This window comes from Sphaerospermopsis kisseleviana CS-549 (assembly GCF_028329225.1).
Lineage (GTDB): Bacteria > Cyanobacteriota > Cyanobacteriia > Cyanobacteriales > Nostocaceae > Sphaerospermopsis > Sphaerospermopsis kisseleviana.
In genome coordinates this window covers 1-20,613 of the sequence record NZ_JAQMTI010000024.1, presented here as the reverse complement: position 1 = coordinate 20,613, position 20,613 = coordinate 1, and the positions used below count along the sequence as shown (strand labels likewise).

The following is a 20,613-nucleotide window of genomic DNA, read 5'->3' as shown; positions in this document are numbered from 1 at the left end:
ATTTATCATTAATCATCAGCCAATTTTAGGAGAGAACATCCCATGACAATAGCCCAAAAACGCCCTGCGAGTTCCAAGCTGGATAACAATTTTATATCCAATTTACAAAAGCAATTTCCTGAACTGATACCACCAGCGATCGCCCTTGCTGTATTTCTCGCAGCTTGGCAATTATTCGCCTGGACTCCCGGTGCAACTTTACCCGGACCTATTCAAGTTATTCAAGATACTTGGATTTTGATCATTTACCCTTTTTATGACAAAGGTGGCATTGATAAAGGACTATTTTGGCAAATTTTAGCTAGTTTGCAACGGGTAGCTATCAGTTACACTTTAGCTGCTATTGTGGGTATTGCTCTAGGGGTGTTAATTGGTATTAACAAAACAATGTCTAAGGCTTTAGATCCCCTGTTCCAACTATTAAGAACAGTACCGCCTTTAGCTTGGGTTCCTATTTCTTTGGCAGCTTTAAGACAAAACGAACCAGCCGCATTATTCGTAATTTTCATCACTTCAATTTGGCCAATTTTGATTAACACAGCAGTGGGTGTAAAAGAAATTCCCAGTGATTACAATAACGTTGCTAAAGTTCTCCAACTTTCTCAAAAAGAATACTTTATTAACATCTTAATTCCTGCGGCTTTACCTTACATTTTCACAGGTTTAAGAATTGCGATTGGTTTGGCTTGGTTAGCGATTATTGCGGCAGAAATTGTGATGTCCGGTATCGTTGGTATTGGCTTCTTTATTTGGGACGCTTATCAAAATAATAACGTCAGTGAAGTTATTTTGGCTCTGGTTTATATCGGTGTTGTGGGTTTATTACTTGATAAATTCATGGCTTGGTTACAAAACCGTATTTTACCAGAACAAAAGTAGGGGCAACCCCCCTGTGGTTGCTCTTCAGCAATCACAAATTACCCATCACCAATTACCCATTACCAATTACCAAAAATATGTCAGTATTTGTTGCTGTAGATCAAATTGATAAAGTCTTTGAATTAACTGGTGGCGGTCAATATATCGCTCTCAAAGGCATTAATTTAGAAATCAAAAAGGGTGAATTTATATCTTTAATTGGTCACTCTGGTTGTGGAAAATCAACCCTTTTAAATATGATTGCTGGTTTAGATTTGCCCACAGAAGGTTTAGTAACTCTGGAAGGTCAAAGAATTAAAAAACCTGGTCCAGATAGAATGGTGGTATTTCAAAACTATTCTCTCTTACCTTGGCGCACAGTCAGAGAAAATATTGCTTTGGCGGTTAATTCTGTGTTAAATGGAATGCCAGCAGCAGAACGAAAAGCAATTGTCGAAAGACATATAGATATGGTGGGTTTACGTCCCCATGCTGATAAACAACCAGCAATGTTATCAGGAGGACAAAAACAACGGGTAGCGATCGCCCGCGCTCTGGCAATTCGTCCTAAACTATTACTATTAGATGAACCTTTTGGAGCATTAGACGCACTGACTCGCGGTAATTTGCAAGAACAATTAATGCAAATTTGTGAAGAAAATCAAGTTACCGCAGTGATGGTGACACACGATGTAGATGAAGCCGTTTTGTTATCTGATAGAATTGTCATGTTAACCAACGGACCAGAATCAAAAATAGGGGATATTTTAGAAGTAGATATTCCCAGACCCAGGAAACGAATGGAAGTAGTAGAACATCCCAGTTACTACACCTTACGTAGTGAAATGATCTACTTCCTCAACCAACAAAAACGTATTAAAAAACTACGTGCCAGAAAAACCCCAGCCATCCCCCGTCATGGTTTAGAAAAAGTAAATTTAGAAATTGGTTTTCTCCCTATTACAGCTTGTGCGCCCCTAGCAGTAGCTAAAGAAAAAGGTTTCTTTACTAAACATGGTTTAGATGAAGTTTCCTTAGTGAGAGAAAGTAACTGGCGGGGTGTTGTTGATGGTATTACTGGCGGATATTTAGATGCTGCCCAAATGCCTTCAGGAATGCCGATGTGGTTATCATTAGGAGGTAATAAAAACCAACCTTTACCGATTGTCACATCCTTAACTATGACTCGCAACGGTAACGCCATTACCCTAGCGAAAAAGTTTTATGAACAGGGTGTACATAGTCTTTCTGACTTCCACAACTACCTTCTCAAAACCCGTGAACAAATGCACAGAATGGGGGTTGTACATCCGGCATCAATGCACAATTTACTTTTGCGTTATTGGTTAGCAGCAGGAGGAATTGATCCTGATATTGATGTCGCCATGAAAAATATTCCCCCTGCCCAAATGGTGGTAGATTTGAAAGGTGGAAGTATTGATGGTTATTGTGTAGGAGAACCTTGGAATTATCGCGCCGCAGTAGAGGGTTCAGGTTTTACAATTGCCACAGATTTAGAAGTTTGGTTAGGACATCCTGCTAAAGTTTTAGGAGTTAGAGAAGACTGGGCTAGTGCTTATCCTAATACTCATATTGCCTTAACCAAAGCATTGTTAGAAGCCTGTAAATATTGTGCTGATCCTAAAAATGCTCAGGAAGTGAGATCCATCTTAGCAAATCGGGAATATGTGAATACTGACATTGATTTTATTCAACTTGAAGATCCCAATGCTAATAGTTGCGATTTAGATCATCCCATGCGGGAATATGCCCATCATCAATTTTATGGTACATCTGCCATTAATCGTCCTAGCAGAACTGAGCAAACTTGGATTATGACACAGTTAGCAAGATGGGGTGAAACTCCTTTCCCCCGTAACTGGGTAGAAATTGTGGAAAGAGTTTGTCGTGTGGGTGTGTTTAGTACAGCAGCGAGAGAATTAGGTTTAGATATCAGTTACACCCGTCAACCTATTCAATTATTTGATGGTAAACCTTTCAACGCTGATGATCCTTTTGCTTATCTCAGTAGTTTAGAAATTAAACGTGATTTTTCTGTGGCGGAAGTGGTACTTGATACTCCCAGAAAGGTAGCAGCTTAAAGCTAAAAGCTATTCTCGTTCCCATACTCTGTATGGGAATGAACACAGTAAGGCTCTGCCTTACACAGCTATCAATGAGCGAGGCAGAGCCTCTTAATAGCGTTCCCAGTCTGAGACTAGGAACGAGACGGAATTGAATTGGTTTTTGAGACTTTACCAATTACCCATTACCAATTACCCATTACCAAAACTATGCAAAACCGTACTCTCGCTTTTAATAACTCCCCTAAAACCCAAATGCAAACATCTACTAAAACCCGCAACCGTCAAGCATTTCTACAAATTCAAGATGTCACTAAAACCTACCCCACGAAAAAAGGACCCTTTACAGTTCTGGATGGAGTCAATTTAGAAGTTGATCAAGGTGAGTTTATTTGTGTGATCGGCCACTCTGGTTGTGGTAAGTCCACTTTATTAAATATGGTGTCTGGTTTTAATACTCCTACCACTGGCCGGGTGTTATTGGAAGGACAACCAATTGTTAAACCAGGTCCAGATCGGATGGTAGTATTCCAAAACTATGCGCTTTTACCTTGGCGGACAGCGTTTGAAAATATTTACTTGGCTGTAAATGCTGTTTACCCCACTAAACCAGAAGCCGAAAAACGATCTATTGTTCGGGAACATTTAGCTATGGTTGGTCTGTCTGATGCTATGGAGAAGAAACCCATGCAAATGTCTGGGGGGATGAGACAGCGTGTTTCTATTGCTCGCGCTTTAGCTATTCGTCCGAAAGTATTAATTTTAGATGAACCTTTTGGCGCTTTAGATGCGATCACCAAAGAAGAGTTACAGGAGGAGTTGTTAAAAATTTGGAATGAAAATCGTTGTACCGTGTTGATGATTACCCATGATATTGATGAGGCGCTGTTTTTGGCGGATAAGTTAGTGATGATGACTAATGGACCTCATGCCAAAATTGGGGAAGTGATGGAAATTCCTTTTTCCCGGCCACGCGATCGCGCCCTGATCATGGAAGATCCCAAGTATTATCAACTCCGTAACTATGCCTTAGACTTCCTGTTTAACCGTTTCGCTCATGATGATGTAGGTTAATACTAAACCAGGCGAATTAAATTTCGCCTATATATTTTCTCAGTAAACCTTTTTTTACCTATTCCCTGTTCCCTGTTCCCTCATAAATAAATAATGGTTTTCATAGAATAAAATTTATACATTGACTAATACAGCCAATTTTGGGCTTTCATATAAGCTTCTGCTTATATGAGGTATATAATATTTTTCTTATAATTCATGTCTTTGGGTTATTTTTTTTTGACCTAAAGGCTGTATGCTATTTGTAATCAAACAGTTGATCCCCGGTTTCAACTGCAAAAACCAAACTGGGTAGATAGTTCTGCATGATTGTGTTTCAAGGTAACTAGGATTTCTCCTGAAGTAGAACCTTAATTCACAATTCATGTAAATTGTCAAACATAATCACAAATCAGCAAGATATTTTACACTTGCTGTTTTTTGTACCTAGAAAACAGTTAAGCACTACTTGAGGAGCATTGACAAATGTATTTTGAGAAAAAAGTTTTAATAAAACTTAAATGTTGAAATTACATATTTATATCAACATTAGTATATCCTCTACCGCAACATAAAAATGAAAAGGCTGTTAATAAACACTCTTTACTTTTTATTTTGACAGCTTAACTTCTGGAAATTACATCAACAGAAATTAGCCAACATTAATATTTTCAACTAATAGTAAACTGGGTGACAAAATTTTTAATTGTTACCAAGGGTTGTTATTACCAAATAATCATAGTTGCATTATTAGCGATCAAGTTTTTGGCAGTTGAAAATAGTTGTTTTGGTGTGGCTAAGTGCTTGTAATTTCAGTCTGCGGTAAAAACCTGTGCTGTAGGTGTGAAGAGTCTCACTCTTTCTTTATTTCTTTAACGTTCATTTAGTTTATTTATTGCAATGCTCCTGATCAGAGGAGTCACAAGGAGGTATTCGTGGATTTTGTGTCCTTATTTATTACGGACTTTATTGCTCAGTTGCAGTCCCCAACACTGGCCTTTTTGATTGGTGGAATGATCATTGCTGCTCTGGGTAGCGAATTGGTAATTCCAGAGTCAATTTGTACGATCATCGTCTTCATGCTGCTGACCAAAATCGGTTTGACTGGTGGAATTGCGATCCGTAATTCCAATCTGTTGGATATGGTTTTACCCGCATTGTTTGCTGTAATCACAGGTATTGGGGTTGTATTCATCGCCCGGTATACATTGGCCAAGCTGCCTAAAGTTAGAACTGTGGATGCGATCGCCACCGGGGGGTTATTTGGTGCGGTGAGTGGTTCTACAATGGCTGCCGGTCTGACGGTACTGGAAGAACAAAAAATTCCCTTTGAAGCATGGACTGGCGCACTCTATCCCTTTATGGATATCCCCGCCCTTGTAACTGCCATTGTGGTAGCTAATATTTACCTCAACAAGAGGAAACTTAAAGAATCAGGCGACTCTGCTATGCAGGAGTCTTTCAGCAAGCAGGCTGTGGCGGCAGGTGACTATCCCACTACCAGACAGGAGTATCTCAGTCAGCAGAAAGATCCCGGTGAGAATAAAGTGAAGATATGGCCAATCATCGAGGAAAGTCTCCGTGGTCCTGCTTTATCCGCCATGTTGTTAGGTCTAGCTCTGGGACTGTTCACCCAGCCGGAAAGTGTCTACAAAAGCTTCTACGATCCCGCCTTTCGTGGTTTGCTCTCGATCTTGATGTTGGTTATGGGTATGGAAGCTTGGTCAAGGGTTGGTGAACTGCGTAAGGTAGCTCAATGGTACGTTGTGTATAGTGTGATAGCACCATTTATACATGGGTTAATTGCCTTCGGTTTAGGTATGATTGCTCACTACACCATGAACTTCAGCATGGGTGGTGTTGTAGTTCTAGCTGTTATCGCTTCCTCTAGTTCCGATATCTCCGGTCCTCCTACCTTGCGGGCAGGTATTCCTTCAGCTAACCCCTCCGCTTATATAGGTGCATCCACAGCCATTGGTACACCAGTTGCAATCGGCTTGTGTATACCGTTCTTTGTCGGTTTGGCACAGGCGATCGGCGGCTAATCCCAGAGGGGTCGTGGTCTGTTGGCGCTCCTTGAACCGGCAGACTAAGCAACTCAGTATTGGGTTTGCATAACAAGAATATATAATATCAAGTTACGTAGGTAAGGAGGTAATCAATATGTCCAAGCGTGCCAACAAGCTCGTCATCGTCACCGAAAAGATTCTGCTCAAAAAGGTCGCCAAGATCATTGAAGAATGCGGAGCGACTGGTTACACAGTGGTGGATACTGGCGGTAAAGGTAGTCGTAACGTGCGCTCTACCGGTAAACCCAACACTGCTGACACTGATTCAAATGTGAAGTTCGAGGTACTCACCGAAACACGGGAGATGGCGGAGAATATAGCAGATAAGGTCGCAATTACATTTTTCATGGATTATGCGGGCATTATCTATATCTGTGAAGCAGAGGTACTGTACGGAAGACATTTCTGTGGACCAGACGGCTGTTGAGCGGAAACGACGCAGACTTTAAAAGCCGGGGCATGACCCCGGTTTTTTGATGGTCGTTACTCAAAACGTTAGTCAATTTAGATCCCACATTCCGCACCCCAACTGTCACTCAGAATTTTTGTAGGTTGGGTTGAACACAGTGAAACCCAACAAACGCTATGATCAATTAATAGGGGTTGCTGAATCAACTCAAAACATTGATCAATCAAAGGGTTGAGGTTGAGAAACAGGAAAGTAGGTGCAAAGATTTTCCAGGGTTAGTAGCTAGTACCGCTTCGCGGAAGTCAAAAGTCAAAAGTCAAAAATAATAGGTCGTAAGCTTTTTAGTCATTGAGAATGGTTGGTTTATTTACGCCTTGCTGTACTAGTTACTGTTTTCTTAACTAACACTAACAAATACCGATGGCGAAATCACTACTTAACGTAAGTTGCTAGTTACAGATATTCAGGTTTATTTCTCGATTAGATCCCCCCTCACCCCTGTGTAGTCTTCTGAATGTGGTATTTACTAGAAAATCCTATGAAAATACATCTAAGATTTTCTCAAGAGATAAAGTCTTTACTGCAACGTTTATCAGACCAGTCACTAACTCTAGGTGATGTGCTGACAGAAACCTCAGAACGGGGTTTTAGCTTGGTGATTGCATTATTAGTTTTACCGTTTTTGTTTCCCATGCCTCCAGGGTTAACTGGTCCTTTTGGGGTCGCTTGTTTGCTGTTGTCTCTACAAATGCTTTTGGGTAGGCGATCGCCTTGGCTACCTAGAAAAATCGCTACTTATCAATTTCCTCGCCCCTTTGCTCAAGTTATCCTGCAAAACTTATGTCGAGTCACTTCATTATTAGAAAAAATTACTCGTCCTCGCTTGACAAAAATTGCTTCTCATGATTTGGTTTGGCGATTTAATGGCTTGTGTATTTCCTGGTTGACTGTTCTATTAATGTCACCTGTTCCCTTTACCAATCCTATCCCTACCATCGGTATTTTACTTTTTGCTGTTGCCAGTATTGAATCGGATGGCTTGCTAATATGTATTTGTTATGTGATGACAGCTTTGATTACGTTGTTATTTGCACTGATTGGTTATGCAGTCTGGTCAGCTCCTGGTTTGCTTTAAAATTGCGGTTTTCTGGAAATGATAAAGTTTTATTAAAAAATACCCTTTCTTTAGAGAATACGCTATAATAAAATGCCCAGCCTAAAAAGCTGAGGAAAAAGTGATTCATAGAAATTCACACTCAATTAAAGTTCTATTGGTCAAAGAACTTTTTTACTCACAAAAATACAAAACTAAGCAATTCAAAGCAATTCAAAATTGCTCAAATAAAACCCCCAGCTAATGGCTGAGGGTAATGATCTAAATTAAGGTGCATCTACTGTTTTTCTTATCCGTAGGGATTTTGACTAGATCCGGAAAGTTTCGGTTATGCAAATATTTTTTTTGTATATAATCGAAAAATGTTTTAGTGAAACCCCCAGTTCCACCTGAGGGTAATTGATCAATTAAGGTTTATGTATTTCCGCCGGGGTGTCTGCCAAATCAGGAAGAATTTAACAAGAGCGATCGCTTTTTTGCCCATCTTCTGTGAAGATGGGTAAAAGGTGATATTCCCTAACTTCCTGTTTTCTGCTGTTTGCCTCCAGCGTGCTGAAAAATTCCATGTCTAGGACTAAACAAAAAAGCTAAGATAAATAAACCCGAAACAACCAACACAATCGCAGGTCCAGAAGGTAAATTATAAAAATAGCTCAGATACATTCCGCTAATACTAGAAATTACACCAATTACCGCCCCTAAAATCATTACTTCATGTAATCGTTTTACTAATAAATATGCAGTTGCCCCTGGGGTAATTAATAGTGATAATACTAAAATCACTCCTACAGCTTTCATGCTGGCGACAATTGTTAAAGAAATTAACAACATTAAACCAAAGTTTAAACGATTAATTGGTAAACCTGCGGCTTGTGCGCCTAATGGATCAAAGGTGTAAAATAACAGTTCTTTATATAGTAAAAAAACGATGATTAAAACGATAGCAGCAATGATAGCTGTGTCTCGCACTTCGTCAACTGTTACGCCGAGAATGTTACCAAATAAAAAATGATTAAGGTCGATTTTATTGCTTTTTTGAATGATTGTAATTAGGGTAATACCAAGGGCAAAAAAAGCTGAAAATACTATCCCCATTGCTGCATCTTCTTTGATGGGGGAACGGGTTTTAATAAATGCTATGGCTATGGTACTTAATATCCCGGCAATAAACGCCCCAATAAAAATATTAGCACCTATCATGAAGGCGATCGCCAGTCCTGGTAGTACGGAATGGCTGATCGCATCACCTAGTAATGCTAGTCTTTGTACCATTAAGTAACTACCAACTATCGCACATAATAAGCCTACTAATATGGCGATGATTAATGAACGTTGCATGAAGCTATATTGTAATGGTTCAATTAGTGTGTTTAACATAAATGAGAATGAACCACGAAGGCACGAAGTACACGAAGGAAGAAGAGAAGGAAGAGAAGGAAGAGAAGGAAGAGAAGGAAGAGGAAGAGATAGATAAAATAATTACAGTATCTTGCAGGTAAATGAAGTACAAAATTTAATCCAAAAATCAACTATCAAGCAGGTTTTACTCTTGACTCCTGACTCCTGACTCCTGACTCCTGACTCCTGACTCCTGACTCCTGAATTATAATTTATTATGCTGCATCACTGAAGTAGATGACTTTTCCGCCATAAGCACGATGTAGGTTTTCTTCTGTGAGAACTTGTTGGCGTGAACCTGTGGCGATTAGTTCACAATTGAGTAAAATTAAATCATCAAAATGGGTGATTGATTCGCCTAAGTCGTGGTTTACTACTAATACAATTTTATTGGCTGCTGTTAGTTCGTGAAAAACTTCAAAAATTATTGTTTGGGTTTTTTGATCTATTCCTACAAAGGGTTCGTCAAAACAAAAAATTTCTGCTTGTTGGGTTAATGCACGGGCTAAAAATACTCTCTGTTGTTGTCCTCCTGATAGTTCTCCAATAGGGCGATCGCTGTATTCTTTCATTCCTACCCGTTCTAAGGCTGCTTTTGCTACTTGGCGACTAACAGCCGAGAAACTACGCAACCAACCTGTTTTTTTTACACGCCCCATCATCACTACATCCCACACTGTAGCGGGGTAATTCCAGTCTATTTGGCTTCTTTGTGGTACGTAGGCAACTTTTTCTAGTTGCTGCATTAAAGGTTTATTTTCATACAAGACGTTACCGCTACTCTTGGGAACTAATCCCAACATGGCTTTCATTAGTGTGCTTTTACCAGCACCATTAGGTCCAAAAATTCCTGTTAATTTTCCTGGTTTGATGATGCAGTTCACATCCCGTAAAGCTTCTTGTGTGCGGTAATATACTCCTAAATGGGATATGTTAATGGTTGCTTGAGAACTCATATCAATAGATTTTCTCGTTTGTACAGGTATTTCCTGTGACTGTCTCCGTAATAAATTGAATGTTTGGTAAAAAGAAATATTTTGCATATCCGTGTTTAAAATATCTATTCTTTGAGCTTACTATAAAAATGAGAAAAAAATGAAAAAACCAATAATTTGAATTAATCAATTAGATAAATGAAACTAATGCCAGGTATAGACTGTCGCACTGTGTTTAAGAAAACAAAGATTGCTTTCAATATTTCCCCGTTTTGTTTGGGAATATTTCTACCTTTGGTTTTATTTGGTTGTACTCCTTCTGAGTCGCAACCACCGGGGGATGGTAAGCCGCAAGTTGTAGCAACTAGCACTATCATTGCTGATTTGGCGGAGGAGGTTGGAGGAGAGGAAATAAATTTAACTGGTATTCTCCAACCAGGTGCAGATCCCCACGTTTATGAACCCGTACCCGCAGATAGTCGAGTTTTGGCAACAGCGGATTTAATTTTATATAACGGTTACAACTTAGAACCGGGAATTATTAAGTTAATGAATGCTGCTGGAGGAAAAGCGAAAAAGTTAGCGGTGGGGGAAGTTGTTGAACCTTTAAAACTAGAAGAAAGTCAAGGGCAAACTGTTCCCGATCCTCACGTTTGGGGCAGTGCAGAAAATGCTATCTCTATGGTGAATGCTATTAGAGATTCATTGATTGAGTTATCACCAGAAGACAAAGAAAAATTTACTCAAAATGCAAAAAAATTGACAAATGAATTACAACAATTAAATAATTGGATTCAACAACAAATTCAAACTATTCCCCCAGAAAAACGCAAATTGATTACTACCCACGATGCTTTTCAATATTATGCTAATGCTTATGGTTTGGAAATTGCCGGAACTTTAATAGGGATTAGCACTGAAGAACAACCAAGCGCCCAAACTGTGAAACAATTAGTTGATGAAATTAAAAAAATAGGTGTGCCGGCAATTTTTGCGGAAACTACAATTAATCCCACTTTAATTAAAACGGTAGCGGAAGATGCTGGTGTGAAACTTGCACCCAATGAACTTTACTCTGATTCTATTGGTGAAAAAGGAAGCGAGGCAGATACTTACATCAAAATGATGGAAGCCAATACCCGCACTATTGTTGAAGCTTTGGGTGACAGTTGACAGTTGACAGTTGATAGTTGATAGTTGATAATTAATTATCCACTGTCAAGGGAGCATCCCAAATGTGTAAGTTTATTTTTTTGCAATCTTGCATTTTCTCCCAGGCTTGATCTGATTGAACCGCAAAGAACGCAAAGGACACAAAGTTAAGAGGGTTTAAGAGAGTTTTTAGTATTGCTGCGTTTATGTTGTCAAAATTGGGATGCTACCACTGTCAATTGTCAATTGTCAATTATCAATTATCAATTGTTAAGGCAGCAGTCACAAGGCTCAAATTTTCGATATAAATAGATATGTAATCTATTTTTTTGCTGTCACCTTGTCTCAACTGCAAGAAACTCATTTAAACCGCGCCCGTGCTAGTCTTAGACAAGCGATATCTTGGTATGGATATCTCCGCAAGTCAGGCCAGCTATCATCTAAAGTAGAATTAGCAGGTTTGGTAAAACCAGAAATAGAGGTTTTAACCACCACACTTAGCAAACTAGACTCTAATGTGGTGAGAATAGCGGCCTTTGGTTTGGTGAGTCGTGGTAAGTCTGCGGTGTTAAATTCTTTGCTGGGGGAAAAAATTCTGCAAACTGGACCGCTGAATGGTGTGACTCAATGGCCGCGATCGCTACGTTGGAAACCAGGTGGTAAGGTAATTGTCGAATTAATTGATACACCTGGTTTAGATGAGATTGAGGGAGAAACCAGGGCGCAAATGGCGCGAGATGTGGCACATCAAGCTGATTTGATTTTGTTTGTGGTGTCGGGAGATATTACTAGAACTGAGTATCAAGCATTGCTGCAATTACGTCAAGCACAAAAACCGCTGATTTTAGTATTTAATAAAATTGATTTGTATCCTGATACAGATAGAAAAAGCATTTATCAGAATTTACAAGTTTTAGGTGCTGGAGATCCCCAAGCGACACCATTATTACCTGATGAAATTGTCATGGTTGCAGCAGAACCTGCACCGATGGAAGTCAGAGTAGAATATCCTGATGGAAGTGTGAGTTATGAATGGGAAACACCACCCCCCCAGGTAGATGAACTGAAACAAACAATTTTGCATATATTAAATAGAGAAGGGCGATCGCTCTTAGCTTTAAATGCACTCATTCAAGCGCGGGAAGCTGAAGAAGTTATTGCCCAAAAAACTGTTGATTTTCGGCAACAAGAAGCGGAAGATATTATTTGGAAGTTCGCAACATATAAAGCTGTAGCTATTGGTTTAAATCCGATTGCTTTTTTAGATATTATTGGTGGTGTAATTACAGATTTAGCTTTAATTCGTTCCTTAGCTAGATTATATTCTTTACCCATGACTAGCTATGAAGCAACAAATTTATTAAAAACCATTTTATTGAGTTCCGGTGGTTTATTATTAGGAGAAATAGGCAGTAGTTTTGTATTAGGTTTAGGTAAAAGTTCTGCTGTTATTGCTAGTGGTGATAATCCTCTGAATATTACTACATTTGCTGGTAGTGCGATCGCTCAAGCGGGTATTGCTGGTTATGGTGCTTATGCTGTGGGTAAATCGGCACAGGTCTATTTAGAAAAAGGCTGTACGTGGGGACAATTGGGCGCTAATACCGTCATTCAAGAGATTTTGACCCAAGTTGATAAAAATACAATTTTATATCGTTTAAAGGAAGAATTGATAATTGATAATTGATAATTGATAATTGATAATTGTTGCTTGTTCAGTATCTAGAACACCGATTCATTAATCGTCAGGGCGTATAGCATTCGGACAGAATATGAACTGGTTTCAGTGATAAGCTGTTACACAGCTAAATTGTATAATCCTAATATTCTGAACTCTTGTGGAACAGGCAAGATGCCTGTTCCACTTATACAAATTAAATGCACAACAGCTTAGGTTATCACCCGAATGCTGATGCTTCCAGCACGCTTCGCGAACGCCCCTACAAGGTAAAAACAAACATTTTCAATTAATTGTCAATTATCAATTGTCAATTGTCAATTGTTTGAACCCAGTCTTTCACAAACTAAAACAGTTCCTTTTTCTCCACGAGTAATTCTTAATTCTTCATCTAAATAAAGAATTTCTAAACGTCCTTTAGGAGAACGATTCATCATAAACGAAACTTCTCCAGTTTCAGGATTCATAGTTTGTGGAGGAACTAAACCAAACATCAACTTTAAAAAACCAGACATCAAAATATCTTGCCAACTTCTTTTTTCTGGTTTACCTTGTTCACTAAAAACCGCTTTCCAATCTTCTAAGTTAGTTGTAGATTGCGGTTTTAAAATTCCTCCTGTAAACTGAACTTGCAGCAATGTATCACTGACAGATTGACAAATTCCTTGGTTGATTACAATTCCCGAAAGTTGGGGAACAGATTCATCAATAGTTGTAAATTCCACCACAATATCATGAGTTCTTTGCTCTCCATTTCCTACTGGAAACACAGGTTGCAAAACGCGATCAATTACTAATTTTAATTTTGTTGGTTGAAACATATTAAAAGCCAAACGCCCCAAAGTATAAGCATATTTGCCATTTGCTAGTAGTTCACCTTGGGGAAAATTTGGCGCACTGATCAACAACCATTCACTATCCATTAAACTACCACTTTGGGCTGGTGCTTTTGTCGGGTTGAAAGATTGGAGATTTTCAATTGCAGCAATGACATTTTGATCTTTGGTATTACCACCACAAGCAGCTAATATTTGACGTAACTCTGTTTTCGCTGCTGTACATTTTTCTGTGTCTACTACTATCATAGTCTTACTTTTTTTGTTAAAATACTTGAGTAATACAATTTTAGACAATTGGCTGATTTCTGCGGAACATCCCAATTTTGCCAAAATAACCGCAGCAACACCAAAAACTCTCTGAAACTCTCTTACCTTTGCGTACTTTGCGTACTTTGCGGTTCAATCATAAGCTGATTTTTGAAATCTATCTGCCAAAATTATTAAAAAATTGTTATCTTAGTTTTGGGGTAATAAACATTATTTACAATCATTGTTAATTCTATCATGTCCAACAGCATTATCCAGTCAAACGCATCTCCAACCATAACCACAGAATTACTTCCCGCTGGTGGACTCGATCCAGATCGCTTTGATTGGCAAGAGGTATGGTATCCTGTTCATTATGTGGAAGATTTAGACAAAACCCAGCCTACTCGCTTCACTTTGCTAGAGAAGGATCTGGTTTTATGGTGGGATAATAACGCGCATATATGGCGAGCATTTTTAGATCAATGTCCTCACCGTTTAGCGCCTCTATCAGAAGGTAGAATTAATGAAGATGGATTGTTAGAATGTCCTTATCATGGTTGGACTTTTTCAGGTACGGGAAAATGCGATCGCATTCCCCAACAAGTCGCAGGTGGAAAAGCAGAAATTTCTCAACGTGCTTGTGTAACTTCATTTCCAACCACCGTTAAACAAGGAATGTTATTTGTTTATCCGGGAACTGCGGAAAATGCCTCTAAAACTAAAGTTCCCATTGTTGATATTTTAGAAGAAGAACCGGAAGGTTGGGTTTGTCTCAATACTTTTAGAGATATTCCCTATGATGCTTTGACGTTAATGGAAAATGTCTTAGATTCTAGTCATATACCTTACACCCATCACCGTACCGTCGGCAACCGCGCTAATGTTGCTCCTGTGGAATTAGAAGTAGTAGAATCAGGAAAATGGGGCTTTAAAGGAATTTGGGAAGAAGGACCGAGAAAAGGTACTTTAGGAAAACAATATACTACTTTTATTGCTCCTGGTTTAATGTGGCATGACTTGACATCTAAACAGTTTGGCAGAACTTTAACTGTTGTTTATGCTACTCCAATGCGTAAAGGTGAATGTCGGTTATTTGCGATTTTTCCTTTTAAGTTTGCTGCTAAATTACCAGGAATATTTTTAAAATTAACTCCCCGTTGGTATTCACATATTGGACAAAATAGAGTTTTAGAAGATGATCAAATTTTCTTACATCATCAAGAAAGATATTTAGCCGCACGGGGTGGAAGTGAGAATTTTACTAAGGCGTTTTATTTGCCAACTAAGGCAGATTTATTTGTATTTCAATTGCGTTCTTGGGTGAATCAATATAGTATTGATCCGTTTCCTGGAAAAAGTTTCTCACCACCATTATCAAAGGAAGAGTTGTTAGATAGATACCACTCCCATACAAAAAAATGTGCTAGTTGTCGGAGTGCTTTGGCTAATTTACAAAAGTTGCGGATGGGGGTTGCAGGGTTAACAGTTTTGGTTTGGGGGTTGCTTCCTTTGCTGATGTTTGTTGATGATCAGCAGGATATTTTTACTGTTGGTTTTCTGTCTTTGGTTGTGGTTGGTGGTGCAGGAATTTGGTTTGGTTTGGGTAGGTTGGAAAAACGGTTGTATCAGGGGCGGTTGATACCACCAAGAAATTTACCGGATAATGGATAATTAAATCACATTTTTTTATTTCACGCAGAGACGCAGAGGCGCGGAGTAAGAGAATTAGAGAATAAGAAGGGTGTGGTAAAAATACTTGAAAGCTGCTGTCAAGTTTGAATGAGGAAGTTGTCAATTATCAATTGTCAATTGTCAATTGTTTTAGTTCTTTACGGGCTAATTTAACGTAGGTTTTGACGGTGGAGTAGGGTATTTCTAAATCTTGGGATATGATTTTTAATGATTCGCCCATTTCTCGTCTTGCTAATATTGTCGCCCAAGTTGTGGCTATTTTTTCGGTGCGATCGCCTCCTGTGCGTTTGCGTGTTGCGGTGAATATTGCTGTTAGTTCTTCTATGCGTTCTGGTAGCAGGTTGTTGATAATTTCTGCTGATGTATTGGTTTCTGGTTCTACCCATTCTAACAGGGTTTGTCCGAGTCCAAAGGTGGTTTTATGTCCTGTACCACAGTAGGGAGCAAGTTGAATTAAGGCATAAAATAATTGGGTAAATTCTCTGTTGGTTAATGCTGTTTTACTCAACCCCAGAGATATCGCTCCTGTAAAACCTGTGACTGAACCTCTTTTACCTGCGGCAACTTTTACTGTTTCTAAGCGGTATTTGTGAATGATGACGTTTTCATCTATCCATTCTAGAAAGGGATCTTGTTCTATGGACATTCCTGAAAAGTCGTTCCAGCGTCTGAGGTAACTATGAAAAAGATTAACAGGAACGGGAAGGGGGAAATGATGTCCTTTGCGGCGAAAACTGGTAGGGGAAATAAAGCTAAGATTAATGTTTGTGTGTTTGCCGAGGGATGATTGTAGGATTTGGTGATATGTAGTTGGTGGATGGAGAATACTAACTTTTTTTATTTGTAGGGAAGCATCTCTTAAATTTAGGGTTGGTGGGAGTTGGGTTAACCACTGACTTAAAAACTCTACTACTGGTTGGGAAAATGTGTGAAGATGCCAGCGATAGGTTTGGTTTGTTTGCAGTTGTAGTTGTTTACCTGTGGGAAGTAGTTGGCCTTCTAAAGCTGAGATGTTGAAGGGTTTTTCTGACTCACCATCATGAAGATATGCGGACAGGGTAGGGTTAATTTGTCTGACTTGATCTAGAAACCAGGCATGAAGTCCGATGGTGTATTGTGAGTATAGGTATGTGGAATTGGTTGCTTCTAGGTCAAATACTAGGCCGACTAATTCGCTATTATCTGCCCATACTAGAGGAGTATTTTTAGATGGGGTTTTGCGTTTGCTGGATGTAGCTGTTCTGGGCATGATCTTGAGGCTACATAATGTGATTTTCTGTATTTTACTATGTTTTGGTCCCCTGGTGGGGATGGGGTGAGGAGTGGGGAGTCAGGAGTCAGGAGATCAAGGAGTCAGGAGTCAGGAGTCAGGAGTCAGGAGTCAGGAGTCAGGAGTCAGGAGTCGGGACTTGAATATAAAATAGAAAGAGTGCAGTAATTATTTGTAATAAAAAAACTCTTGACAAGTAGGTTGCTAAATTTTACTCTTAGATCAGGATAAATTTTTGGCAGACCTAGAGCGGGGTCAAAAACCCTGGGGGGTCCGCCAAATCGCCAGAACCTTGATAATTGAATAGTTCTAGCGTTTCATCAGTTTCAGTTGGCAGTTGACCCGAAGCCTGAAATGAGGTTTTTTGAGAGGTCCGCCAAATTCCCCCCTACAGTCTGCTCCCAGACTATGTTTCAGAGGGCGGGGTTTCTAATTACCTAATCCCCGCAAGGGGACTGAAACTTCTTCCCAAACCTGGGATTTGCCCGACTCCTCCAAATGTTTCTAATTACCTAATCCCCGCAAGGGGACTGAAACACGTTGGTGACGTTGGTGACACCTCCTGAAACCGTTACTGGTTTCTAATTACCTAATCCCCGCAAGGGGACTGAAACTACTAAAGACTGTTTCATTGCTTTTATAATTTCAGTTTCTAATTACCTAATCCCCGCAAGGGGACTGAAACAGTTGTCATTTTCTTTTTCTTCTGTCTTGATTTGAGTTTCTAATTACCTAATCCCCGCAAGGGGACTGAAACAGGACATATCTCTTAGTAGTGGGTTTAGTGGTAATGCCGTCGTTTTTAATTACCTAATCCCCGCAATGGGACTGAAACCTACAAACTCTTCTGGCTCTGAGTCTTCTGTAAACTGTTTCTAATTACCTAATCCCCGCAAGGGGACTGAAACTATTGTTGGAATTTGTACTAACATATTTTTCTTAAAGTTTCTAATTACCTAATCCCCGCAAGGGGACTGAAACACAGGTTTGTTCGTCACACCATCCCCTGCCCAATGCGTTTCTAATTACCTAATCCCCGCAAGGGGACTGAAACGCGAATTTTTCGCTTAACGACTTTACTGACTATGGTTTCTAATTACCTAATCCCCGCAAGGGGACTGAAACATCGCACAAATCCCTATTTATATTTTTTTGAAAAGTTTCTAATTACCTAATCCCCGCAAGGGGACTGAAACCACTAAGAACGGCTTATCTTTGTTGTCTATAGTACGCAAGTTTCTAATTACCTAATCCCCGCAAGGGGACTGAAACATGCTAGAAATTTTTTCGAGTTTTTCCTGTTCAGTTTCGTTTCTAATTACCTAATCCCCGCAAGGGGACTGAAACTTTATATCACATTATACTAATACTAGCATTTAATACGTTTCTAATTACCTAATCCCCGCAAGGGGACTGAAACTGATGTCATCGTCATCCTTAACAAACCTTACCCATTGTTTCTAATTACCTAATCCCCGCAAGGGGACTGAAACTCGCTACTATACCAAATCCGTCCCAAATTATTAATGTTTCTAATTACCTAATCCCCGCAAGGGGACTGAAACTGACTACCCTAACACAAACAAAACTACAGCCACCAAAGTTTCTAATTACCTAATCCCCGCAAGGGGACTGAAACTCCCCCGAAGTGGGGGGATTAATTTTTTTTATCTAAGTTTCTAATTACCTAATCCCCGCAAGGGGACTGAAACAAATTCTTGATGAATTGATTTAATATTCTTGAGATATTGTTTCTAATTACCTAATCCCCGCAAGGGGACTGAAACCATTGCATTACTCCTTTTTATTTACTTTTAGTCTTTGTTTCTAATTACCTAATCCCCGCAAGGGGACTGAAACTTGCTATCCGGTAGCTTATCCCTATATTGAGAGTGGGATACTAGTTTCTAATTACCTAATCCCCGCAAGGGGACTGAAACATTACTATAACTAACAAGTTAGCTTTGTGTCAACTGTTTCTAATTACCTAATCCCCGCAAGGGGACTGAAACCCTCAAGACCTGCATTTATAGCGTCTAGAGGCGCGAGAAGTTTCTAATTACCTAATCCCCGCAAGGGGACTGAAACCTAATATTAAATGGAATTAGGTGATATGGACTATGTTTCTAATTACCTAATCCCCGCAAGGGGACTGAAACTCCATTCAGAAGAGTGAATTTATATTAGCTGGACTGCGTTTCTAATTACCTAATCCCCGCAAGGGGACTGAAACATTTTTTGCTACTAGCTTGTTGTTCGCACTGACTAAGGTTTCTAATTACCTAATCCCCGCAAGGGGACTGAAACGATGCAGATGGTAATAACCTTGAGGACATTGAAAAGTTTCTAATTACCTAATCCCCGCAAGGGGACTGAAACATTTTTTGCTACTAGCTTGTTGTTCGCACTGACTAAGGTTTCTAATTACCTAATCCCCGCAAGGGGACTGAAACCTGATTCTGCCTCTAATAAAGCTAAGGCTACGCTAAATGGTTTCTAATTACCTAATCCCCGCAAGGGGACTGAAACATACTTTTTCAGTCTTGACAGGGAAAACGCCTAAGTTTCTAATTACCTAATCCCCGCAAGGGGACTGAAACAGCATTCTGTGGGATAACAAGTTAGGCTATCCGATGTTTCTAATTACCTAATCCCCGCAAGGGGACTGAAACTGGGGACTTTGGGGACTGCTAACATTAACCGCTTGTGTTTCTAATTACCTAATCCCCGCAAGGGGACTGAAACAGAACATGGCTTTAACATCAAAATATCGTCCGCAAAAGTTTCTAATTACCTAATCCCCGCAAGGGGACTGAAACTTTAAAGCAAAGAATTATTTTCTCTCATCTTTTTGCCTAGTTTCTAATTACCTAATCCCCGCAAGGGGACTGAAACATGCCATCCCATGTCGTAGCCCTTTTGAATTACATAGTTTCTAATTACCTAATCCCCGCAAGGGGACTGAAACTTTACACACACCCCTCATAATTAAACTATCGCATCAGTTTCTAATTACCTAATCCCCGCAAGGGGACTGAAACAACCCACGCCCCACAAAACACACAATCCCATCTGATGTTTCTAATTACCTAATCCCCGCAAGGGGACTGAAACCAATTATTGGGCGTTGTACACCTTTAGATAGTAGGAGTTTCTAATTACCTAATCCCCGCAAGGGGACTGAAACACTGTAGAGATATCTAACAGTCTGGTTAGATATGGTTTCTAATTACCTAATCCCCGCAAGGGGACTGAAACTGGCTATAGTTTCCACTGATTGAATCCTAAAAGGTTTTAGGTTTCAAACTACCAACTCCCCGCAAGGAGAATAAAACGTTTAAATGAATCAAATTGAAACAGATATCAATACTGCTCGGTTAAGGATTTTCGTAGGTTGGGTTGAACAAAGTGAAACCTAACAAACCCTTGTCAATGTTGGGTTTCGTTCCTCAACCCAACCTACGCGATTTTATTTTTTTGTGCTTAACCGACAAGTATTGAAACAGATATTACAAAGATAATTAAAGCCCAAAGATTAAGTTTTTCAGAACTTTTTTAAATTTAAGGCTGCATAGCTATAAAGTAATAGAAGTAAATTAATTTAACCAGTAATTTACAAGATAAAAATCGAGCAATTACAACTTGTGTGTAGTAATTTAACTGGTAATTTTTTTGGTTCTACCGTACTTGTTATGCTAAATTACCAGTCTGAAAGAGGGAACTCTTAACAGGGAACTCTTAACAGGGTAAAGAGGCAATTTTTGTAAAAATATCCAATATTTGTAACTTATGTCTTATGTATATTAAGCCTTC

14 protein-coding genes and 1 CRISPR repeat array are annotated in these 20,613 nt (G+C 39.4%); of the genes, 10 read left to right on the top strand and 4 right to left on the bottom strand.

The genetic code is table 11. The features are described from left to right. Nucleotides 1–42 precede the first annotated feature (42 nt). The 6 genes from ntrB to PN497_RS01670 all read left to right on the top strand — a co-directional run bounded on the left by ntrB (nucleotide 43) and on the right by PN497_RS01670 (nucleotide 7,608). Nucleotides 43–879, top strand: coding sequence for a nitrate ABC transporter permease (gene ntrB / locus PN497_RS01695; RefSeq protein WP_096569503.1), 837 nt, complete (start codon nucleotides 43–45; stop codon nucleotides 877–879). A gap of 77 nt (nucleotides 880–956) precedes the next feature. Further along, entirely contained in the window at nucleotides 957–2,960 is a 2,004-nt protein-coding gene (locus PN497_RS01690) for an ABC transporter ATP-binding/substrate-binding protein (RefSeq protein WP_096569506.1), read from the top strand. Nucleotides 2,961–3,152: 192 nt separating this feature from the next. After that, nucleotides 3,153–4,016 (top strand): nitrate ABC transporter ATP-binding protein, encoded by an 864-nt coding sequence (locus PN497_RS01685; RefSeq protein WP_371851448.1) that lies wholly within the window; start codon nucleotides 3,153–3,155, stop codon nucleotides 4,014–4,016. Between the two features lie 914 nt (nucleotides 4,017–4,930). Continuing rightward, the gene (locus PN497_RS01680) at nucleotides 4,931–6,040 is read left to right on the top strand and encodes a sodium-dependent bicarbonate transport family permease (protein WP_096569509.1); all 1,110 of its coding nucleotides are present in this window, start codon (nucleotides 4,931–4,933) and stop codon (nucleotides 6,038–6,040) included. A 118-nt stretch (nucleotides 6,041–6,158) separates the two neighbouring features. Continuing rightward, on the top strand, nucleotides 6,159–6,491 hold the full coding sequence (locus tag PN497_RS01675; RefSeq protein WP_096569512.1) for a P-II family nitrogen regulator: 333 nt from the start codon (nucleotides 6,159–6,161) through the stop codon (nucleotides 6,489–6,491). Between the two features lie 520 nt (nucleotides 6,492–7,011). Continuing rightward, a complete protein-coding gene (locus PN497_RS01670) occupies nucleotides 7,012–7,608 on the top strand; it encodes an exopolysaccharide biosynthesis protein (protein ID WP_096572726.1) in 597 nt (198 codons plus the stop codon). A gap of 495 nt (nucleotides 7,609–8,103) precedes the next feature. Here the strand turns inward: PN497_RS01670 and PN497_RS01665 are convergent, their stop codons facing one another. Further along, a complete protein-coding gene (locus tag PN497_RS01665) occupies nucleotides 8,104–8,964 on the bottom strand; it encodes a metal ABC transporter permease (RefSeq protein ID WP_096569515.1) in 861 nt (286 codons plus the stop codon). Between PN497_RS01665 and PN497_RS01660 the strand changes: the two genes are divergently transcribed. Next, nucleotides 8,924–9,061 (top strand): hypothetical protein, encoded by a 138-nt coding sequence (locus tag PN497_RS01660; RefSeq protein ID WP_272109413.1) that lies wholly within the window; start codon nucleotides 8,924–8,926, stop codon nucleotides 9,059–9,061. The two genes, PN497_RS01665 and PN497_RS01660, sit on opposite strands and share 41 nt — an antisense overlap. Before the next feature lie 139 nt (nucleotides 9,062–9,200). Here PN497_RS01660 and PN497_RS01655 read toward each other — a convergent pair whose 3' ends face one another. Continuing rightward, nucleotides 9,201–10,028, bottom strand: coding sequence for a metal ABC transporter ATP-binding protein (locus tag PN497_RS01655; RefSeq protein WP_096569518.1), 828 nt, complete (start codon nucleotides 10,026–10,028; stop codon nucleotides 9,201–9,203). 90 nt (nucleotides 10,029–10,118) lie between these two features. Between PN497_RS01655 and PN497_RS01650 the strand changes: the two genes are divergently transcribed. Both PN497_RS01650 and PN497_RS01645 read left to right on the top strand, forming a co-directional pair. Continuing rightward, nucleotides 10,119–11,093, top strand: a complete 975-nt coding sequence (locus PN497_RS01650; RefSeq protein WP_096569520.1) for a metal ABC transporter substrate-binding protein — start codon at nucleotides 10,119–10,121, stop codon at nucleotides 11,091–11,093. A 319-nt stretch (nucleotides 11,094–11,412) separates the two neighbouring features. Then, a complete protein-coding gene (locus tag PN497_RS01645) occupies nucleotides 11,413–12,759 on the top strand; it encodes a GTP-binding protein (protein WP_096569523.1) in 1,347 nt (448 codons plus the stop codon). Between the two features lie 308 nt (nucleotides 12,760–13,067). Here the strand turns inward: PN497_RS01645 and PN497_RS01640 are convergent, their stop codons facing one another. Continuing rightward, on the bottom strand, nucleotides 13,068–13,835 hold the full coding sequence (locus PN497_RS01640; RefSeq protein ID WP_236104172.1) for a PAP/fibrillin family protein: 768 nt from the start codon (nucleotides 13,833–13,835) through the stop codon (nucleotides 13,068–13,070). 258 nt (nucleotides 13,836–14,093) lie between these two features. Here PN497_RS01640 and PN497_RS01635 point away from each other — a divergent pair, with 258 nt between their 5' ends. After that, nucleotides 14,094–15,509 (top strand): aromatic ring-hydroxylating dioxygenase subunit alpha, encoded by a 1,416-nt coding sequence (locus PN497_RS01635; RefSeq protein ID WP_096569526.1) that lies wholly within the window; start codon nucleotides 14,094–14,096, stop codon nucleotides 15,507–15,509. A 127-nt stretch (nucleotides 15,510–15,636) separates the two neighbouring features. On the opposite strand, the gene cas6 is transcribed toward PN497_RS01635, so the two are convergent. Further along, nucleotides 15,637–16,779 (bottom strand): CRISPR-associated endoribonuclease Cas6, encoded by a 1,143-nt coding sequence (gene cas6, locus PN497_RS01630; protein WP_096569529.1) that lies wholly within the window; start codon nucleotides 16,777–16,779, stop codon nucleotides 15,637–15,639. A 446-nt stretch (nucleotides 16,780–17,225) separates the two neighbouring features. Continuing rightward, nucleotides 17,226–20,135: direct repeats of the CRISPR family, unit length 37 nt; unit sequence GTTTCTAATTACCTAATCCCCGCAAGGGGACTGAAAC. Nucleotides 20,136–20,613: the final 478 nt, after the last annotated feature.